The organism is Achromobacter sp. UMC46, assembly GCF_014170335.1.
In the GTDB taxonomy this organism is placed as follows: domain Bacteria; phylum Pseudomonadota; class Gammaproteobacteria; order Burkholderiales; family Burkholderiaceae_B; genus Achromobacter.
Map to the genome: position 1 here is coordinate 140501 of NZ_LZZS01000026.1, position 16971 is coordinate 157471.

Annotated in this window: 17 protein-coding genes and 1 pseudogene; 12 read left to right on the forward strand and 6 right to left on the reverse strand. The window is 66.2% G+C overall.

Annotated elements, in window-relative coordinates:
- Nucleotides 1-14 precede the first annotated feature (14 nt).
- The 3 genes from A9973_RS18940 to A9973_RS18950 form a co-directional block, all read right to left on the reverse strand.
- A complete protein-coding gene (locus A9973_RS18940) occupies nt 15-1205 on the reverse strand; it encodes a hypothetical protein (RefSeq protein ID WP_255469227.1) in 1191 nt (396 codons plus the stop codon).
- 382 nt (nt 1206-1587) lie between these two features.
- Nucleotides 1588-2187: a nitroreductase family protein gene (locus tag A9973_RS18945; protein ID WP_183015246.1), complete on the reverse strand. Its 600-nt coding sequence runs from the start codon at nt 2185-2187 to the stop codon at nt 1588-1590.
- Between the two features lie 166 nt (nt 2188-2353).
- The gene (locus A9973_RS18950; protein ID WP_183015247.1) at nt 2354-3277 is read right to left on the reverse strand and encodes a LysR substrate-binding domain-containing protein; all 924 of its coding nucleotides are present in this window, start codon (nt 3275-3277) and stop codon (nt 2354-2356) included.
- Between the two features lie 110 nt (nt 3278-3387).
- On the opposite strand from A9973_RS18950, the gene A9973_RS18955 reads away from it, so the two are divergent.
- Complete coding sequence (locus A9973_RS18955; protein WP_183015248.1) at nt 3388-4206, forward strand: aminotransferase class IV family protein; 819 nt, start codon at nt 3388-3390, stop codon at nt 4204-4206.
- 26 nt (nt 4207-4232) lie between these two features.
- Here A9973_RS18955 and A9973_RS18960 read toward each other — a convergent pair whose 3' ends face one another.
- From A9973_RS18960 to A9973_RS18970, 3 genes are read right to left on the reverse strand one after another with little or no spacing between them, the layout of a single operon-like run.
- Nucleotides 4233-5198 carry a tripartite tricarboxylate transporter substrate binding protein gene (locus tag A9973_RS18960; RefSeq protein WP_183015249.1) on the reverse strand — a complete coding sequence of 322 codons (966 nt, stop codon included), beginning with the start codon at nt 5196-5198 and terminating at the stop codon, nt 4233-4235.
- A gap of 51 nt (nt 5199-5249) precedes the next feature.
- The gene (locus A9973_RS18965) at nt 5250-5726 is read right to left on the reverse strand and encodes a DUF3237 domain-containing protein (protein ID WP_183015250.1); all 477 of its coding nucleotides are present in this window, start codon (nt 5724-5726) and stop codon (nt 5250-5252) included.
- Entirely contained in the window at nt 5723-6988 is a 1266-nt protein-coding gene (locus A9973_RS18970) for a flavin-dependent oxidoreductase (RefSeq protein ID WP_183015251.1), read from the reverse strand. The genes A9973_RS18965 and A9973_RS18970 overlap by 4 nt, the downstream gene beginning before the upstream one ends.
- Nucleotides 6989-7154: 166 nt before the next feature.
- Here A9973_RS18970 and A9973_RS18975 point away from each other — a divergent pair, with 166 nt between their 5' ends.
- From A9973_RS18975 to A9973_RS19025, 11 genes and pseudogenes are all read left to right on the forward strand, one after another.
- A complete protein-coding gene (locus A9973_RS18975) occupies nt 7155-7646 on the forward strand; it encodes a MarR family winged helix-turn-helix transcriptional regulator (RefSeq protein ID WP_183015252.1) in 492 nt (163 codons plus the stop codon).
- A 72-nt stretch (nt 7647-7718) separates the two neighbouring features.
- Nucleotides 7719-8498 carry a tyrosine-protein phosphatase gene (locus A9973_RS18980; RefSeq protein WP_183015253.1) on the forward strand — a complete coding sequence of 260 codons (780 nt, stop codon included), beginning with the start codon at nt 7719-7721 and terminating at the stop codon, nt 8496-8498.
- Between the two features lie 43 nt (nt 8499-8541).
- Nucleotides 8542-8847 carry a hypothetical protein gene (locus A9973_RS18985; protein ID WP_183015254.1) on the forward strand — a complete coding sequence of 102 codons (306 nt, stop codon included), beginning with the start codon at nt 8542-8544 and terminating at the stop codon, nt 8845-8847.
- Between the two features lie 52 nt (nt 8848-8899).
- Nucleotides 8900-9141 (forward strand): annotated as a pseudogene (locus A9973_RS18990) (BrnA antitoxin family protein).
- A 164-nt stretch (nt 9142-9305) separates the two neighbouring features.
- Nucleotides 9306-10442, forward strand: coding sequence for an FAD-binding oxidoreductase (locus A9973_RS18995; protein ID WP_183015255.1), 1137 nt, complete (start codon nt 9306-9308; stop codon nt 10440-10442).
- Nucleotides 10443-10472: 30 nt separating this feature from the next.
- On the forward strand, nt 10473-10868 hold the full coding sequence (locus tag A9973_RS19000; RefSeq protein ID WP_183015256.1) for a RidA family protein: 396 nt from the start codon (nt 10473-10475) through the stop codon (nt 10866-10868).
- Nucleotides 10869-11003: 135 nt separating this feature from the next.
- Complete coding sequence (locus A9973_RS19005) at nt 11004-12449, forward strand: M81 family metallopeptidase (protein ID WP_183015257.1); 1446 nt, start codon at nt 11004-11006, stop codon at nt 12447-12449.
- Nucleotides 12450-12502: 53 nt separating this feature from the next.
- Entirely contained in the window at nt 12503-14074 is a 1572-nt protein-coding gene (locus tag A9973_RS19010) for an ABC transporter substrate-binding protein (protein WP_183015258.1), read from the forward strand.
- Between the two features lie 52 nt (nt 14075-14126).
- Nucleotides 14127-15062 (forward strand): ABC transporter permease, encoded by a 936-nt coding sequence (locus A9973_RS19015; protein WP_183015259.1) that lies wholly within the window; start codon nt 14127-14129, stop codon nt 15060-15062.
- Nucleotides 15063-15074: 12 nt separating this feature from the next.
- A complete protein-coding gene (locus A9973_RS19020) occupies nt 15075-15950 on the forward strand; it encodes an ABC transporter permease (protein ID WP_183015260.1) in 876 nt (291 codons plus the stop codon).
- An 8-nt stretch (nt 15951-15958) separates the two neighbouring features.
- Entirely contained in the window at nt 15959-16966 is a 1008-nt protein-coding gene (locus A9973_RS19025; protein WP_183015261.1) for an ABC transporter ATP-binding protein, read from the forward strand.
- Nucleotides 16967-16971: the final 5 nt, after the last annotated feature.

The window sequence follows — 16971 nt, forward strand, 5'->3', positions numbered from 1 at the left end:
TTCCAGGGGCCGGCCTAGCGGCTGATGACTACGCTGTCTTCCATCACGATGCGGTAGCGGTTGCGCAGATCCAGCACATAGGTGAAGTTCGACGTGCCGGTGGCGGCTTTGCCGCGTGCCGGGCTGGATACTTTGTAGTCGTAAATGCCTACGACCTTGCACATCTGGTCCTTGCACTGCGCCTTCAGCGTGCTCTGGTCGACCACGAAGCGGCGGATGGGCCAGCGGGCGAAGTAGGCTTGCTTGTCGGCCAGGATCTCGGACTTGGGCCGCGTCTTCTTGAAGTAGTCGACCGTGTCCGCGTAGAACTCGCGCGTGAAGTTCATCGATTCTTCATTCGTGCCGCTGCCCGCCTGGATCATCAAGGCCGCCGCGTTGATCGCTTTCTGCTCGTCGGAAATCGCGGCCGGCGCGGTTTCCTTTTTCATGTACGGGTTGGCCACGGGTGCCGCGCCGCCATGCGCCGTTTGAGCCGGTGCCGGTGCCGGTGCCGGAGCCGGCGCCGGCGTCTGGGCCTGCGCCGGCGCGGAGACAGGTGTAGCCGCCGGCGCATTGGCCTGGCCGCCCCCCGCGCCACGCGGCGGCGGACTGTTCTGCGCCACCTGCGTCTGGCCGGTGCGGTTGATGCCGTACTTGGCGATTTCCTGCGGCGTGAAGAAATACATCTCTTTGGACGGCGTGCTGAACATGATGCCCAGCACATCGGCCGACACGCCGTACTTCGGCAGCGTGGCGACGATATCCGACACGCCGAACTGGGCTTGCTCGCCCGTCATTTCCGGCGCGGAGATCTGATGCACGCCCAACCGGCCTTCGGCCAGGCGCTGGCGGCCGGCAAAGTACACGAACGCGCACGCCGATGCGCAGTAGCTGTCTTTGGGAATGAACGTGTTCAGCCCGCGCTCGTAGACCTCTTCGGCCACGACCAGCCCGATATGCACCAGCCCGCCGCCATTGTTCTGCAGGATCAGGGTGCCGATCGAGGGATGCTCGCGCAGCGCCTTTTTCAGGTTCAGCATGTCGTTGGCGCCGACCCCCGTGTGATAGATCAGCAGGTTGGGCGCGCTGGGGAAGTAGACGAACGGCCCGTAGCGCTCCGCCTCTTCCGCCGGCGCCTTCGGCTGCGCGGAGGCCGGCTGTTGCGCCGGAGCCTGGGCCTGGGCCGGGGCGGCCGCGATGCCGCCCAGGGGCAGCGCCACGCACATTCCAAAAGCCGTTAGTTTTCTTTTCAGCATCGGTTCTGTTCTATCGCGAGTAGAGAAATGGAAATGGGCATTTCTCGGCCTGGGCCGCCGGAAGGGAAAACCTCCCTTCGCACCCTTAAAGGCGCAAATTTATCAGTCTTTGCGCTTCAAGCGCTTGTCGCAGGGAATTGTGTGACCTTGGAACGTCACTTTGACCGATGGCGCCCTGCGGTTCGCCTTGCGGTGGAACACGGCATCGATGGGGTTGCCATGGCGTGAATATCGCGCCGACCCCGAGGTATCGTATCCCGTAAAAAACTGAAAACCCGCATTCCCCTGGCAGGGGGAAGCGGGTTTTCAGCCTGTGATTATCCGGACGCCGATCAGCGTCCCGGTGATCCGATCAGCCGACCACGCGGAAGCGCTCGGCGTCGTCCATGAAGCCCTTGTCGCTGAAGCCGTTTTCGTTCGAACCGAACGGCATTTGCGCACGCAGCTTCCACGAAGCCGGAATCTTCCATTCGCTTGCCACCACGCCGTCGATCAGCGGGTTGTAGTGTTGCAGGCTGGCGCCGACGCCGGCGTTGGCCAGCGCGGTCCAGACCGACAGCTGGGCCATGCCGCCCGCCTGTTCCGACCACACCGGGAAGTTGTCGGCGTACAGGGCGAACTTTTCCTGCAGGCTGCGGACGACGTCGTCATCTTCGAAGAACAGCACCGTGCCCACGCCGGCGGCAAAGCTCTTGAGCTTGGCTTCGGTCTTGTCGAAACCTTCGGCAGGCGCGACCTTGCGCACGGCTTCGATCGCCAGGTCCCAGAGCTTGACGCTTTCAGCGCCGAACAGGATCACCGCGCGCGAACTTTGCGAATTGAACGACGAGGGGCTGTGCTTGATCGCGTCCTGGATCAGGGTCGCCAGTTCCTCTTTGGAGGCCGACAGGTTGCGGCCCAGCGAATATTGGGTGCGGCGCTTCTTGAGGGCGTCGAGATAAGCGTTGCTCATAAGAATATAACCTTTCGACCAGTAGATAGAGGGATGGTATGCGAGGCGATTCTACCGGCCCGCCCGTGACGGGAAAACCCATTCAAGTCAAAAATCCGGAGATTGGGGTCGGAACAAACTGTTCTATTCATGAACCCAATAGGGCAGCCAGCACGGTCATTCGACGCTATTGCTGCGCTTGCTGCCCGATGGCAGCCAGCATCCATTCCCGGAACGCCTGCACGCGGGGATCCGCCACGCCGCCCGCCGGGTACACCAGGTGGTAGGCGTACTCCGGCGCCACCCGCACGCCCACGTCGAACAGCCGGACCAGTCTGCCAGCCTGCACGTCGCGGTCTACGAGCTCCCACTCCACGAGTCCCACGGCCCCGCCGTCGATCACGGCCTGCACCACGTGGCTGGATTCGGTGAAGGCGACGCTACGGCTGTCGTCGAAGTCCTTGATGCCCGCTGCCGCCATCCACATCGGCCAGTTCGGCCAGACCACGCCGCCCGGTTTGCAGTCCACATAGCAAAGCGTGTGTGCAAACAAATCGCGCGGCATCTTCAACGCCGGGCCGGTCCGCAGCAGCGCCGGGCTGCATACGGGGACTACCACGGTGTGGAACAGGCGATGCGCGATCGCCTCGCCGTATTGCCCCGCGCCGAAACGGATCGCCATGTCCACATCGTCGGCGTCGAAATCCCGCACCTCGTCGCTGATATCGAACGTCAATTCCAGCCCGGGATACGCAGCCCGAAACTGCGGCAGCCTGGGCAACAGCCAATTGGTGGCGAATCGCGCACCCACCGACAGGCGCAGATGTTCCGATTTGCGGCTGATGCGCCTGGCTTTGGCGGCCGCGCGCTGCAGCGTTTCCAACGCATCGGCCGCCGCCTCGAACAGGATCGAACCGGCAGGCGTCAACTGAATGCTGCGGCTGCTGCGGGTGAACAGCACGATATCCAACTGGTCTTCGATCTCTTTGATCTGATACCTGACGGCTGCCGGCGTCAGCCCGACTTCGTGGGCGGCCCGCGTGAAGTTCAGGTGGCGCGCGGCGGCTACAAATGTTCGAAGGGCACGCGTGCCGGGCAGCAATCGATTCATGATCTTCAAGCGAAATTTAACGATTAGATGAAAATTACTCGTTTCCCCTGGGATATTCAATTGGGGATAGTAGAAGCACTTGATGATCAACCCTTTCCAGGAGCTTCCCTATGTCAGCCACCCCGCCCTCTAACTTCGTCGCGCACCGCAACGGCCAGCCCGCCACCTTGCAGGACCTGACGCCCTTGGCGTTTGCCGGCTACGCCCACTTCACCGCCATGCAGGTGCGGGACGGACGCGTGCGGGGGCTGGACCTGCATCTGGCGCGGCTGCGCGCGGCATCGATCGAGATGTACGGGCAGGCATTGCCGGACGAGCGGGTCCTGGCGGCGCTGCAGGCGGCGATACAGGCCGGGCCTGCGGATGTCTCGCTGGTGGCCACGGTGTATTCGCCCGCCGGCGAATTCACCGTGGCCGGACCCGAGGTGCAGCCGGAGCTGCTGGTGCGGACCGGCGCGCCCTCTACCGGCCCGCGCGGCCCGCTGGCGCTGGCGGCGATCCCGCATGAGCGGATGCTGCCTTCCGTGAAGCATGTGGGTGAAGTGGCCAAGACCTATCTGTTGCGCCAGGCGGCCGCGCAAGGATTCGATGACGCGGCGTTCGTGGACCGGCAAGGCCGCCTGAGCGAAGCCTCGATCTGGAACTTGGCATTCTGGGACGGCGAAGCCGTCGTGTGGCCCGATGCGGCGATGCTGACCGGCACGACCATGGGCATCGTGCGGCGCCAGCTGGACCGGATTGGCGTGCCGCAATGCGTCCAGGCCGTCACGCCGGAAAGCGTCCGAGACCTGCGGGGCGCCGTCGTCATGAATTCGTGGACGCCCGGCGTTGCGGTGAATCGGATCGGCTCAGCCGCCTTGCCCGCCGCGCCCCGCTTCATGGAATTGCTGCATGCGGCCTATCAGGCGGAAGCGCCGGTATCGCCTTGAGCACGGTGGTGCCCGCCGTGGCCGAATCAATCCGCCCGGAATCCCGTCGCTTTCACGACGTCGGACCAACGCTTGGATTCCGCGGCCAGCAGGGCTTGCAGCGCCTGTCTGTCCGACCCGACCACCACGAAGCCGGCCTCGCCCAGGCTGCGCACGGCGGCGGGCTGGGCGAGGGCCCGGGCGCTGTCTTTCTGCAAGCGGTCCAGCACGGCGTCCGGCGTGCCGGCGGGTGCGAACAGCGCGAACCAGGCGCCGAAGTTGATCGCGGGCAGACCGCGTTCGCCAAACGTCGGCACCGCCGCTAGCGCCGGCGACCGTTGCGCGCCGGTGATCGCCAGCGCGCGCAGCTTGCCGCCCTGCACTTGCGGAACCGCCAGCGCCGTCGTCACGAACGCAGCCTGGACCGCCCCCGACACCAGGCCCGACACGGCATCGCCCGTGGAACGGTAATGGATGGCCTCGATCTTCATGCCAGCTTCGCGGGCGAACAGCTCGGCTCCGAAATGCCCGGGCGTGCCCGCGCCGAAGGTCGCGAAGTTAAGACGGTCAGCCGTCTTCCTGCCGCCGTCGATGAAGGCAGCCAGATCCTGATACGGGGAATCGGCCGGCACCACCAGCACGAAGTCGGCGCGCACCACTTCAGAGATCGGCGCGAAATCACGCGCGGGGTCGTAGTTCAGGTTGCGGTAGGTGGCAGGGGAAATGCTGATGGAGCCGACCTCGCCCAGCAGCAGGGTCTGCCCGTCGGCCGGGCTGCGTGCCACCGTCTGCGCGGCGATCTGCCCGCCCGCGCCCACCTTGTTTTCCACCACCACGCTTTCGCCCAGCAGCGGCCCCATGTGCTGCGACAACGTGCGCGCCACGATGTCCGGCCCCGTTCCAGGCGGAAAGCCCACGTTCAAACGCACGGGACCATTGGGAAACTGCGCCATCGCCGCGATCGGCACGCACAGCAGGAAACCGCCCAACAGGCGGCGCAACGTCGATGTCATGGTTGTCTCCGGGTTGTTTTCGGTATTCTTGCCGCGGCCGACGCCGCGGGTTCAGCAGATGCGGTAGAAGCGCAATTCGACGCGGTCGGGGTAGCGCGCGCCCGTGCCGATGAACAGGCTTTCGTTCATCCAGCCCAAGGCCGGCGACGCGGTTTCAAAGCGCGGGTAGCTGCGGAAGTAGATGCGGGCGGGGTCCACGGCTTCGCCGCGCACCAGGCGGGCGATGTCGTCGGCGTGGCCCGTGCGGATGCCGGTGTTCTCGACGTAGATGCGTTCGCCATCGGGCGTTTCGATGACGTAGCGCGCGTGGATGTCGGTGTAGGTGGCCGAACGGATCACCTGGAAATCCGCGCCGCCCGGCAGGACCCTGCCGCGAAGGCGCGGCCCGTCCACCGTGCCGCCCGTAATCGGAATGACGCGCCGGCAGCCTTGCGGCGTGTCGCCCACTTCCTGCGGCGCGCCTACCTCGACCACCACGGTGGCCACATGTTCCAGCTGCGGCGCCAACGGGTCGGTATTGTTGTTCATGGTGCTTCCCCCCGGCTCTTCTGCACGGTGGCGGGATCGAATCCCGCGAGTTGTTTGTAGCGCAACGATACCGCCGCCAGCTCCTGCGGCGCGATCACGTCCCCAATGTCGGCAAACCCTTCGGGCGCGCGCTCTTCGGCCATCTGCATCACCTGTTCCGGCCCGTTCAAGCGGTTGCGCAGGACGATGCCCGCCGTGCGGGGCAGGCGCTCGGCCTCGTATTCCAGCAGGGCGGTTTGCGGCGTGCGCACCGCGCCGCTGGCCGCTTGCGCCAGCCAATCCGACAGGCAGCGCGCATCCAGGATCGCCTGCGCCGACCCGTTCGATCCGATGGGATACATGGGGTGCGCGGCGTCGCCCAGCAAGGTCACGCGCCCCCGCGTCCAGCGCGGCAAAGGGTCGCGGTCGACCAGCGGGAATTCGTAGATCGCCTGCGCGCCGTCGATGATGGCGGGGATATCGATCCAGTCCCAGCGCCAATCGGCGAAGCGGTCCGCAAAGACCGACTTGTCCACCTGCCGGTTCCAATCGGTGGCGGGCAGCTCGGCGCCGGGCACGGCCAGCTCGGCGATCCAATTGATCAACGACCGCCCCTGGCGGCGCAGCGGTTCCGAAATCGGATAGCAGACGAATTTCTGGTCTTGATGCCCCGCCATGAACATGCTGCGGCCGTCCAGATACGGCGGCGCCTCGGTCACGGCGCGCCACAGCATGCGCCCGGAGAAGCGCGGCTCGTCGCCCGCCGGATGCAATTGGCGGCGCAACGCCGAATGGATGCCGTCGGCGCCCACCAGGATGTCGGCGCGCACGCGCTGCAACACCCCGTCCGACCGGCGCCGGAAATGCGCCATGACGCCGGAAGCATCCTGTTCCGCGGCCTCCAGCACGCTGCCCGTGACAATGGCGTCGTCGCCCAGCCGCTCGCGCACCGTCTGCGCGAGCAGCATCTGGAATTCCCCACGATGCACCGAAAACTGCGGCAGCGGATACCCCGCCTCCCGGCCGCGCGGCTCGCGCCAGATTGGCTGGCCGAACTTGTTGTAGTAGTGCAGCTGCGAAGTCTCGATGGCGCGCTCGGCCAGACCGGGCATCAAACCCAGCTGTTCCAGTTCACTGACCGCGTGCGGCAGCAGATTGATGCCCACGCCCAAGGCCTTAAGTTCCTGCGCGCTTTCATGGACGCGGCAATCGATGCCGCGCCGATGCAGCATCAAGGCGAGCGTCAGCCCGCCGATGCCGGCGCCGGCGATGACGATTTGCATGTCTGCTCCTGATTTTATTTGTTATGCAACATAACAAAATCCGGACGTTTTCCGCACCCCGGGGATTTCCCGTAATGCGCTAGCGCGGCGACACTGGGTGCATTAGTGTTGAGGCCCCTTGTCGAGGCCCGCTCAAGCGACGGCCCCAGAACCGCGATCCCGCCCCATGTCCAGAGCCGCATCCCAACGCCCCCGGCGCCCCGCCGCGCGTGGCGAGCATTTCGACCCGCACGTCCCCGGCATCCAATACGGCGCGCTGGACGACCTGGTGGGCTACGCCATCCGGCGCGCCCAGATCGTGATCTACGAAGACTTTCTGAATGCGCTGGCGCCATGGGACATCACGCCCCAGCGCTTTTCGTCTCTGACGCTGATCGCGGCCAACGCCAACCTGAAGCTGACGGATCTGGCGCGCCTTCTGGGCATCGCGCGGTCGGGGGCCGTGCAGATCGTCGACCAATTGCAGGACCTGGGTTATGTCGAACGGCACGAGGCCGAACACGACAAGCGCGCGTATTCGCTGGCGATGACCCCGGAGGGCGAAAAGATATTGGCCGAGATCACGCTGGCGGTCAAAGCGCATGACGCGCGAATCAGCACCCGATTGGGCGCCGCGGAAAAGCGCCAATTGATCGGATTGCTGGGCAAGCTCGGGTAGCAGGGCCGGCGGGGCTAGACGGATCACGGTGATACGATCATCGGCAAGCCCTCAGACCAAGGAAGCCGCCTTATGTCCCGTTCAAATCCTGCCGACGCCCCGCTTGCCACCGGCCGACGCCGCCTGGCGCTGGACAGCGTGCACAACGCCCGCGACCTGGGCGGCCTGACGGGCGCGGACGGACGGCGGCTGCGCGACGGCAAGCTCTTTCGCAGCGGCAACCCCGGGCGCGCCAACGCCGCAGACCTTGAATTCCTGAGCGGGCTGGGGTTGGAGGCCGTCATTGATTTCCGTGCCGACAGCGAGAAAGCGCAGGACGAACCGAATTTCGGAAAACGCTTCCCCTGGATTGCCTCGCCCGTACTGGACGGGAACATGGCGATGGCCGTGCTGTTGCCCAAACTGCGCGAGAGCACGCAGGCGGCGGCAAACGCCATGATGGTGGACATCTACCGCGACTTCCCGTCCCGCTACCAGGCCCCCTTCGGCACCTTCCTGCAAACGGCCGCCACCGGAAAGACGTTGCTGTTCCACTGCACCGCCGGCAAGGACCGCACCGGTTTCGCCTCGTTGCTGCTGCTGTCGGCGCTGGGCGTCCCGCAGGACGACATCGTGGCGAACTACCTGGAATCGAACCATTGGAACGCGCGGTTCTTCACGGAGATCCTGGCCAAATCCGCGGAACGCGGCGTACGGGACGACGTGATGATGCCGCTGCTGGAAGTCGCGCCCGCCTACCTGGACGCATCCGTGCAGGCGATCGATCAGGGGTTCGGCGGCATGGACCGCTACCTGCGTGACGTGCTGAAAGTGGATGTGGACGTCTTGCGCGGCCACTATCTGGAAGGTTGAGGCACGCCGCAGCCGCGGGCGTCACTATCCAAGGATCGAAACCATGCTGAAAGACCGCCGATTCCAAATATGGTTCGCCGTTTTCGCGCTGGTCGCCGGCACGTTGATCGCCTTGCTGTGGCCGAAAAGCTCGGGCTACCCGTCCATCGGCGGCGGCGGCTACGACTTGTCGAATTGGGTCTACACGCTGGGCTTGCTGGCATTCACCGGCGTGTGGTCGCTGGTCGCGATAGCGATCGCCCTGGGCCGGGACGATGCCCATGCGGCAAAGCGCGCCTATTGGCTGGCCGCCATCGGCGCCGTCACCTTCGTGGCCTCGGCAGTGGCGTTCGGCCATCATGTGACGTAGGCGCTGCGCATCGTCAGCCTGCGCAAGGCAAATTCGAGAGCGGTGAACCTATATGCCGAAGCTTAAGCCTGGGACGAGTGTGCCCACTCGGAAAGAAGATGACGCCATCAACCGTGGCATCGCCGCAGATCCGGACACCCATGAACTCGGTGCCGCCGATTTCAAGCAGATGAAGAAACTGGGTCGTCCGAAGGCCCGGACGTGCTGGAGCGCTTCCGCGCTACCGGTTCAGGCTGGCCGACAAAAGTAGACGGGGCCCTGCGCGATTGGTTCAAGACCCGCGTTCCTCACTGAACAACACAAACACAAAACCCGCCGGATTTTCCTCCAGCGGGTTTTTTTCGCCCTTTCAACCCCTGCCCTCCGCGCCATCAGGGCATTCCCCTATTACCCGTCCGCCGTCAAAAAACTATCGTATTCGAGAATTATCAAATAAGAGAATTCTCGCTTCCGACAAAATGACTGCTGACTCCCTATACGATTTCGCCGTGGTCGGCGCCGGCATCGCCGGCGCGTCCGTGGCCTACCGCCTGAGCGCCACGGCGTCCGTGGCAGTGCTGGAACGCGAGTCCCAACCCGGCTATCACTCCACCGGCCGTTCGGCGGCCATGTTCATGGAGACCTACGGCACCACGCAGATCAAGGCGCTGACCCGCGCCAGCCGCGCCTTCTATGAACAGCCGCCGCAGGGTTTCAGCGAGCATCCCCTGCTTAGCCCGCGCGGCGTGCTGTACATCGCCACGCCGGAACAGAAGGACCTGCTGCGGGAAGTGTTCGAAGACTTCCACCGCCAATCGCCCAACGTGACGCTGATCGACGCTGAACAGGCCGTGGCGCGCGTGCCGTGCCTGCGCGGCGACCAGCTCTGCGGCGCGATCGAAGAGCCGGATGCGCGCGACATCGACGTGCATGCCCTGCACCAGGGCTTTCTGCGCGGCATGAGCCGCCAAGGCGCGGTACTGCACAACAACGCGGAGCTGGTGTCCGCCGCCTACGCGGACGAGGCCTGGGTGCTGACGTTGGCCGACGGGCGGGCCATCCGGGCGCGGGTGCTGGTCAACGCCGCCGGCGCTTGGGCGGACCACGCCGCGGCCCTGTGCGGCGCCGCCCCCATCGGCCTGCAGCCGTGCCGCCGCACGGCCTTCACCTTCTCTGGCCCGCAGGACACCGACTTTTCCCACTGGCCGGCCGTGGTCGGCGTGGACGAAAGCTATTACTTCAAGCCCGACGCCGGCCAGTTGCTGGGGTCGCCCGCCAACGCCGATCCGGTGCCCGCGCATGACGTCGTGCCCGAAGAGCTGGACGTGGCGACCGGCATCTACCGCATCGAGACCGCCACGTCGCTCACCATCCGCCGCCCCAAGCACACCTGGGCGGGCTTGCGCTCGTTCGTGCGCGACGGCGACTTCGTGGTGGGCTGGGACGCCGGCGCCCCCGCCTTCTTCTGGCTGGCGGCGCAAGGCGGCTACGGCATCCAGACCGCGGCCGCCACCTCCGAACTGGCGGCCGCGCTGCTGACGCGCCAGCCGGTGCCCGCCCACTTGCATGCGCATGGCGTCGACGCCGACGCGGTGCGCCCCGAGCGCTTGCGCTGACCTTCATCCCACCCTGAACGAGAACCCGCCATGACCGCCATCATCCGTTATCCCAGCACCCTGCCCCTGCCGTTTTCGCGCGCCACGCAGGCGGGCGACTTCCTGTTCCTGTCGGGCCAGATCCCGATGGATGCCAGCGGGCAGGTCGTGCGCGGCGACATCGCCACCCAGACGCATGCCGCCATCGAACGCATCAAGGAAACGCTGGCCCTGACGGGCGCGGCCCTGAAAGACGTCGTGCGCGTGACGGTGTGGCTGTCGGACCTGACGTTGTTCGCACAGTTCAACGAGGCTTACCGCAGCCACTTCGCGTCCGACTTCCCCTCGCGGTCGACCGTCGAGGCCAAGCTGGCGATGGACGTGGACGTAGAGATCGAAGTGCAGGCATGGCTGGGCGCGGCGCAAACGCCCGCCGCGAAACCCTGAACCACATCCGTTTGCTTGCAAGACATTGCCAGGCCCTCGCCTGGCAATGCATCACCCCACTGCGCGCGCCACGATGCCCGCGCCCCTAGGGCCTGCCGACAGGCCTTAACCCTTCTTCTGCGCGGAGCGTCATCCATGAAAATATTCTCCGGGTCCCTGGCGACCGAAACGAACACCTTTTCCCCCATCCCGACGGGTCTGTCCGCTTACCGGGCACGCGGTTATTACCCCGCCGGCCAGCATCCCGACCGCATGCAGATGTTCTCCGGACCGCTGTGGGCCGCGCGCCAGCGCGCCGTGGGCAAGAACTGGACGCTGATCGAAGGCATGACCGCCGGCGCCACGCCGGCCGGCATCACCACCCGCCACGCCTACGAAACGCTGCGCGACGAGCTGCTTGAAGACCTGCGCCGCGCCGGCAAGGTCGATATCGCGTTGTTCGGCCTGCATGGCGCCATGGTCGCCGACGGCTATGACGATTGCGAAGGCGACCTGCTGCGCCGCGCCCGCGAGATCGTGGGCCCCGGCACCGTCATTGGCGCCGAGCTGGATCCGCACTGCCATCTGACCGACGCCATGGTGGACAGCGCCGACTTCCTGGTCTGTTTCAAGGAATACCCGCACACCGACATCCTGGACCGCGCCTACGACCTGGTGGACCTGTGCGTGGCGCGCGCTGAAGGCCGCAACACGCCGACGCGCGCCGTCTATGACTGCGAAATGATCTCGATCATGCACACCAGCCGCGAACCCATGCGCAGCTTCGTCGACCGGCTGATGGCCATGGAGGGCAAGGAAGGCGTGCTGTCGGTATCCATCGCGCACGGCTTCCCCTGGGGCGACACGCCGGACATGGGTTCCAAGGTCCTGGTCTACACCGACGGCGACCAGCGCCAGGCCGACGCGCTGGCACGCGCGCTGGGCGAAGAGATCATCGGCTTCCGCGACCAGCTTGCGCCGCCCTACCCCGGCGCCGACGAAGCGCTGGACCAGGCTTTGGCGGCCAAGGAATTCCCCGTGGTGCTGGCGGACTCCGCCGACAACGCGGGCGGCGGCGCGCCCAGCGACGCCACCTTCATCCTGGAACGCGTGCTGGCGCGCGGCATCACCGATGTCGCCACCGGCCCCTTCTGGGATCCGGTCGCCGTGCAGCTTTGCTTCGAAGCCGGCGAAGGCGCGCAGATCAAATTGCGCGTGGGCGGCAAGGTAGCACCCGTCTCGGGCCAGCCGCTGGACCTGGACTGCGAAATCCTCGCGCTCAAGCGCGACGCCGTCATGACGGGGCTGGCCGGCACGCCCGCGCTGCTGGGCGACGTCGCCGTGGTGCGCACGCAAGGCGTGACGATCGTCATGAACACCTCGCGCACCCAGGCCATGGGCACCGACCTGTTCACGCAATTCGGCGTAGACCTGCTAGCGATGAAGCTCATCATCGTGAAGTCGTCGCAGCACTTCTATGCCTCGTACTCGAAGGTGGGCCGCCAGGTCATCTACGTCGAGACGCCTGGCGCCATCACGCAGGACGTCAACGCGCTGCCGTTCACCAAGCGCAAATTGCCCAAGTGGCCGTTCAAGGCCTAAGGCGCCATCCATTGCCGCCCGACCGGGCATCCAGAATGAATAAGGGGAAAACAATGATCAGACGTTTCAGCTTGCTGGGGGCCGCCGCGCTCCTGGCGATGAGCGCCGCCACGGGCGCGTTCGCCCAGACCAAGACCCTGCGCATGGTGCCGCACGCGGACTTGAAGACACTGGACCCGCTGTTCAACACGGCCTACATCACGCGCAACCACGGCTACATGGTGTTCGACACCCTGTTCTCGCAAGACAGCAAGGGGCAGGTCAAGCCGCAGATGGTCGACACGTGGACCACATCCGAGGACGGCAAGGCCTGGACCTTCACGCTGCGCCCCGGCCTGAAGTTCAGCGACGGCACGCCGGTGAAGGCCGAAGACTGCATCGCATCGCTGCAGCGCTGGGCGAAGAAGGACACGCTGGGCCAGGCCATGATGGCGGCCGGCGCCGAATTCGCCGCCACCGGCGACAACACCTTCACGCTGACGTTGAAGGAACCCTTCGGCCTGGTGCTGGATGCCTTATCCAAGCCGTCCGGCATGCCGCCTTTCATCATGCCCAAGCGCCTGGCCATGACGGATCCGAACACGCAAGTCACTGAAATGGTCGGCTCGGGCCCGTTCCTGTTCAAGCGCGACGAATGGGTGCCCGGCAACAAGGTCGTCTACGTGAAGAACCCGGCCTACGTGCCCCGCGCCGAGCCGGCCGACGGCCTGGCGGGCGGCAAGAACGTGAAGGTGGACCGCGTCGAATGGCTGTACATCCCCGACGGCAACACGGCGACCGCCGCGCTGATGAACGGCGAGGTCGACATGATCGAACAGATCACGCCCGACTTCCTGCCCGTCGTGGAAAGCAACCCGGACATCACGCTCAGCACCTCGGTCGCGTCCCAGGGCATGGTCATCGTCAATGCGCTGCATCCGCCGTTCAATAACCCGCTGGCCCGCCAGGCGCTCTACTACCTGGTGAGCCAGAAGGAAATGCTGTCGGCCATGGGCTACCCGGAGAAATACCGCGTCGACTACTGCGCCACGCTATACATCTGCGGTTCGCCGCTGGCGACCGACGCCGGCGCCGCCCCCTACGCCAAGCCCGACCCGGCGCGCGCCAAGCAACTGCTGCAAGAAGCTGGCTACAAGGGCGAGAAAGTGGTGCTGCTGTACCCCACCGACCACTTGAGCGCGCCCGCCGTGATGGTGCTGGCGCAGAACATGAAGAAGGCCGGCATCAAGGTGGACGTGCAGTCGATGGACTGGGCGTCGCTGGCCGGCCGCCGCCTGAAGAAGGACCCGCCCGAACAAGGCGGCTGGAACATCTTCCTGACCTGGGGCGGCTACTACGACGCCAGCACGCCGGTGACCAACCCCTGGCTGTCCGCCGCCTGCGGCAACAGCCTGCCGGGCTGGCCCTGCGACAAGGAACTGGACACGTTGCGCACCAGCTGGATCCGCGAAACCGATGCCGCCAAGCGCAAGGAGATCGCCGCGCAGATGCAGGCGCGCGCCTACCAGACCGTGCCCTACGTCATGTGGGGAGAATTCAAGCCCGTCTTCGCCGTGCGCGGCCTCAAGCACACCGAGCTGATCAAGAACGGCATCCCGGTGATGTGGAACATCGAAAAACCGTAAGGCAGACGCCGGGCGCCGCCAGCGCCCGGCCGCAAGCCAGGGGGAATCCACCGTGAAATACATCCTGCGCCGCATCGCGGCCGTCATTCCCGTCATGGCCGTCGTCGCGGTCGTGGTGTTCCTGCTGATACACCTGTCGCCGGGCGACCCGGCCGCGGTGATGGCGGGCGATAACGCCACCGCCGACGACGTCGAGAAGATCCGGCAAAACCTGGGGCTGGACAAGCCGCTGCCGCAGCAATTCGCCATCTGGGTCAGCCATATCGCGATGGGTGACCTGGGCACGTCGATGTCGTCGCAGATGCCGGTGTCGCAACTGATCGGCCAGCGCATGGGGCCGACGCTGTCGATCGCCATTTTCACCATGCTGTTCGCCGTGCTGGTGGCCGTGCCGCTGGGCGTGCTGGCCGCATGGAACGCCGGCCGCTGGCTGGACCGGCTGGTGATGATCGGCGCGGTCTGCGCGTTCTCGGTGCCGGTGTTCCTGATCGGCTACTGCCTGGTCTACGGCTTTTCCATCAAGCTGGGGTGGTTGCCGGTGCAGGGCTACAAGCCGCTGGCGGACGGCCTGGTGCCCTACCTGCGCCACCTGGTGCTGCCCTGCCTGTCGCTGGGCCTGGTGTACATGGCGCTGCTGACGCGCATGACGCGCGCCACCATGCTGGAAGCCCTGTCCGAAGACTACATCCGCACCGCGCGCGCCAAGGGCCTGTCGGCGGGCCCCATCGTGTGGCATGCGCTGAAGAACGCCGCCAATCCCATCGTCACCACCATCGGCGTGGGCGTGGCCCTGCTGATCGGCGGCGTGGTGGTCACCGAGACCGTGTTCGCGATCCCCGGCCTGGGCCGCCTGACCATCGACGCCGTGCTGCGCCACGACTATCCGGTGATCCAGGGCGTGCTGCTGGTGGCCTCGGGCATCTACGTGCTGATCAATCTGCTGGTCGACCTGAGCTACCGGCTCTTCGACCCCCGCATCCGCTACTGAGAAAGGCAACGCATGAATACGACCACCCTGCCGCTTGCCGTTCCGCGTCCGCGCTTGCGCCGCGCCGTCCGGTCGCTGCGGCGCCACCCCATGCTGTACGTGGGCGGCGCCATCCTGCTGGTGCTGGCGGCGATTGCGCTGGCCGCCCCCTGGCTGGCCACCGTCGACCCGCAGGACATCAACCCGATGGCGCGCATGAAGCCGCCGTCGTCCGAGCATTTCTTCGGCACCGATGCGCTGGGCCGCGACGTCTATTCGCGCACCGTCTGGGGCGCCCGCATATCGTTGCTGGTCGGCATCGTGGTGGCGGTGGTGTCCACCGTGGCCGGCGTGGTGCTGGGCATGCTGGCCGGCTACTTCCGGCGCGTCGACGCCTTCATCATGCGCATCATGGACGGCCTGATGGCCATTCCCGGCGTGCTGCTGGCCATCGCCCTGATGGCCACGCTGAAAGGCGGCCTGGGCACCGTGATCATCGCCATCGTCATCCCCGAAGTGCCGCGCGTCGTCCGCCTGGTGCGCGCGCTGGTGCTGACGATCCGCGAACAGCCCTACATCGAAGCCGCCGTATCAGTGGGCACCCGCGTGCCGTCCATCCTGTTGCGCCATATCCTGCCCAACCTGTTCGCGCCCCTGATGGTGCAGGCCACCTTCATCGCCGCCTCCGCCATCCTGACCGAAGCCGTGCTGAGCTTCCTGGGCGTGGGCATTCCACCGCAGATCCCCAGCTGGGGCAACATCATGGCCGAAGGCCGCAACTTCGTGGCCGTGGCGTTCCACATCATCCTGTACCCCGGCCTGTTCCTGGGCATGGCCGTCCTTGCCGTCAATCTGATGGGCGACGGGCTGCGCGACATGCTCGACCCCCGTCTGGCCAAAAAGCTGTAGGAGCGACCATGCCCCCCACTCCCATCCTGCGCGTGCATGACCTCACCACCTGTTTCGACGGCGACGACACCACCGTCGTGGCCGTCGACAAACTGTCGTTCGACCTGCTTCCCGGCGAAACGCTGGGCCTGGTCGGCGAATCCGGCTGCGGCAAGAGCGTCACGTCCCTGTCCATCATGCGGTTGCTGCGCGCCCCCGGGCGCGTCGCGGGCGGCAGCATCGAATTCGACGGGCGCGACCTGCTGGCCCTGCCCGATAAATCCATGCGCGCCATCCGCGGCAACCAGATCTCGATGATCTTCCAAGAGCCCATGACCTCGTTGAACCCGGTCATCACGGTGGGCAAGCAGATCAGCGAATCGCTCATGCTGCACCAGGGCCTGTCGCGCCGCGACGCCCTGGCGCAAGCCGAGAAGCTGCTGGAGCTGGTGCAGATCTCGGACCCGGCGCGCCGCGTGCGCGAGTACCCGTATCAGCTGTCCGGCGGCATGCGCCAGCGCGCCATGATCGCCATGGCGCTGGCGTGCCAGCCAAAAGTCCTGATCGCCGACGAGCCCACCACCGCGCTGGACGTCACCATCCAGGCGCAGATCCTGCATCTGCTGCGCGACATCCAGGCCCGGCTCGGCACGGCCATCGTGCTGATCACGCACGACCTGGGCGTGGTCGCGCAGATGTGCCAGCGCGTCATCGTGATGTACGCCGGCCGCAAGGTGGAAGAAGGCAGCGTGGACGACGTGCTGGACCGTCCGCAGCATCCGTACACCCAGGCGCTGATCCGTTCGCTGCCCGACTTCGTCGACGGCCAGGACCACACGGCGCGGCTGGCCGAACTGCCCGGCATCGTGCCCGTGATGACGCCCGCCTCGCGCGGCTGTGCCTTCGCCGCCCGCTGCCCGCAGGCGCTGGCGCGCTGCACCGAAGACGCGCCGCCCGCCATCGACGCCGGCAGCCGCCACCGCGTCTGGTGCTGGGCCCGACAGTCCGAACCGGCCTCCGCCGCCCTGACCGCCTGAGGCCG

Excerpts from the sequence above, each read along its gene's own strand:
- A9973_RS18975 (WP_183015252.1), top strand. The coding sequence starts at position 7,155 with ATGTCCAGAGCCGCATCCCAACGCCCCCGGCGCCCCGCCGCGCGTGGC.
- A9973_RS19000 (WP_183015256.1), top strand. The coding sequence starts at position 10,473 with ATGACCGCCATCATCCGTTATCCCAGCACCCTGCCCCTGCCGTTTTCG.
- A9973_RS18955 (WP_183015248.1), top strand. The coding sequence starts at position 3,388 with ATGTCAGCCACCCCGCCCTCTAACTTCGTCGCGCACCGCAACGGCCAG.
- A9973_RS19005 (WP_183015257.1), top strand. The coding sequence starts at position 11,004 with ATGAAAATATTCTCCGGGTCCCTGGCGACCGAAACGAACACCTTTTCC.
- A9973_RS18995 (WP_183015255.1), top strand. The coding sequence starts at position 9,306 with ATGACTGCTGACTCCCTATACGATTTCGCCGTGGTCGGCGCCGGCATC.
- A9973_RS18965 (WP_183015250.1), bottom strand. The coding sequence starts at position 5,726 with ATGAACAACAATACCGACCCGTTGGCGCCGCAGCTGGAACATGTGGCC.
- A9973_RS19010 (WP_183015258.1), top strand. The coding sequence starts at position 12,503 with ATGATCAGACGTTTCAGCTTGCTGGGGGCCGCCGCGCTCCTGGCGATG.
- A9973_RS18940 (WP_255469227.1), bottom strand. The coding sequence starts at position 1,205 with ATGTGCGTGGCGCTGCCCCTGGGCGGCATCGCGGCCGCCCCGGCCCAG.
- A9973_RS18970 (WP_183015251.1), bottom strand. The coding sequence starts at position 6,988 with ATGCAAATCGTCATCGCCGGCGCCGGCATCGGCGGGCTGACGCTCGCC.
- A9973_RS18980 (WP_183015253.1), top strand. The coding sequence starts at position 7,719 with ATGTCCCGTTCAAATCCTGCCGACGCCCCGCTTGCCACCGGCCGACGC.
- A9973_RS19025 (WP_183015261.1), top strand. The coding sequence starts at position 15,959 with ATGCCCCCCACTCCCATCCTGCGCGTGCATGACCTCACCACCTGTTTC.
- A9973_RS18950 (WP_183015247.1), bottom strand. The coding sequence starts at position 3,277 with ATGAATCGATTGCTGCCCGGCACGCGTGCCCTTCGAACATTTGTAGCC.
- A9973_RS18985 (WP_183015254.1), top strand. The coding sequence starts at position 8,542 with ATGCTGAAAGACCGCCGATTCCAAATATGGTTCGCCGTTTTCGCGCTG.
- A9973_RS19020 (WP_183015260.1), top strand. The coding sequence starts at position 15,075 with ATGAATACGACCACCCTGCCGCTTGCCGTTCCGCGTCCGCGCTTGCGC.
- A9973_RS18960 (WP_183015249.1), bottom strand. The coding sequence starts at position 5,198 with ATGACATCGACGTTGCGCCGCCTGTTGGGCGGTTTCCTGCTGTGCGTG.
- A9973_RS18945 (WP_183015246.1), bottom strand. The coding sequence starts at position 2,187 with ATGAGCAACGCTTATCTCGACGCCCTCAAGAAGCGCCGCACCCAATAT.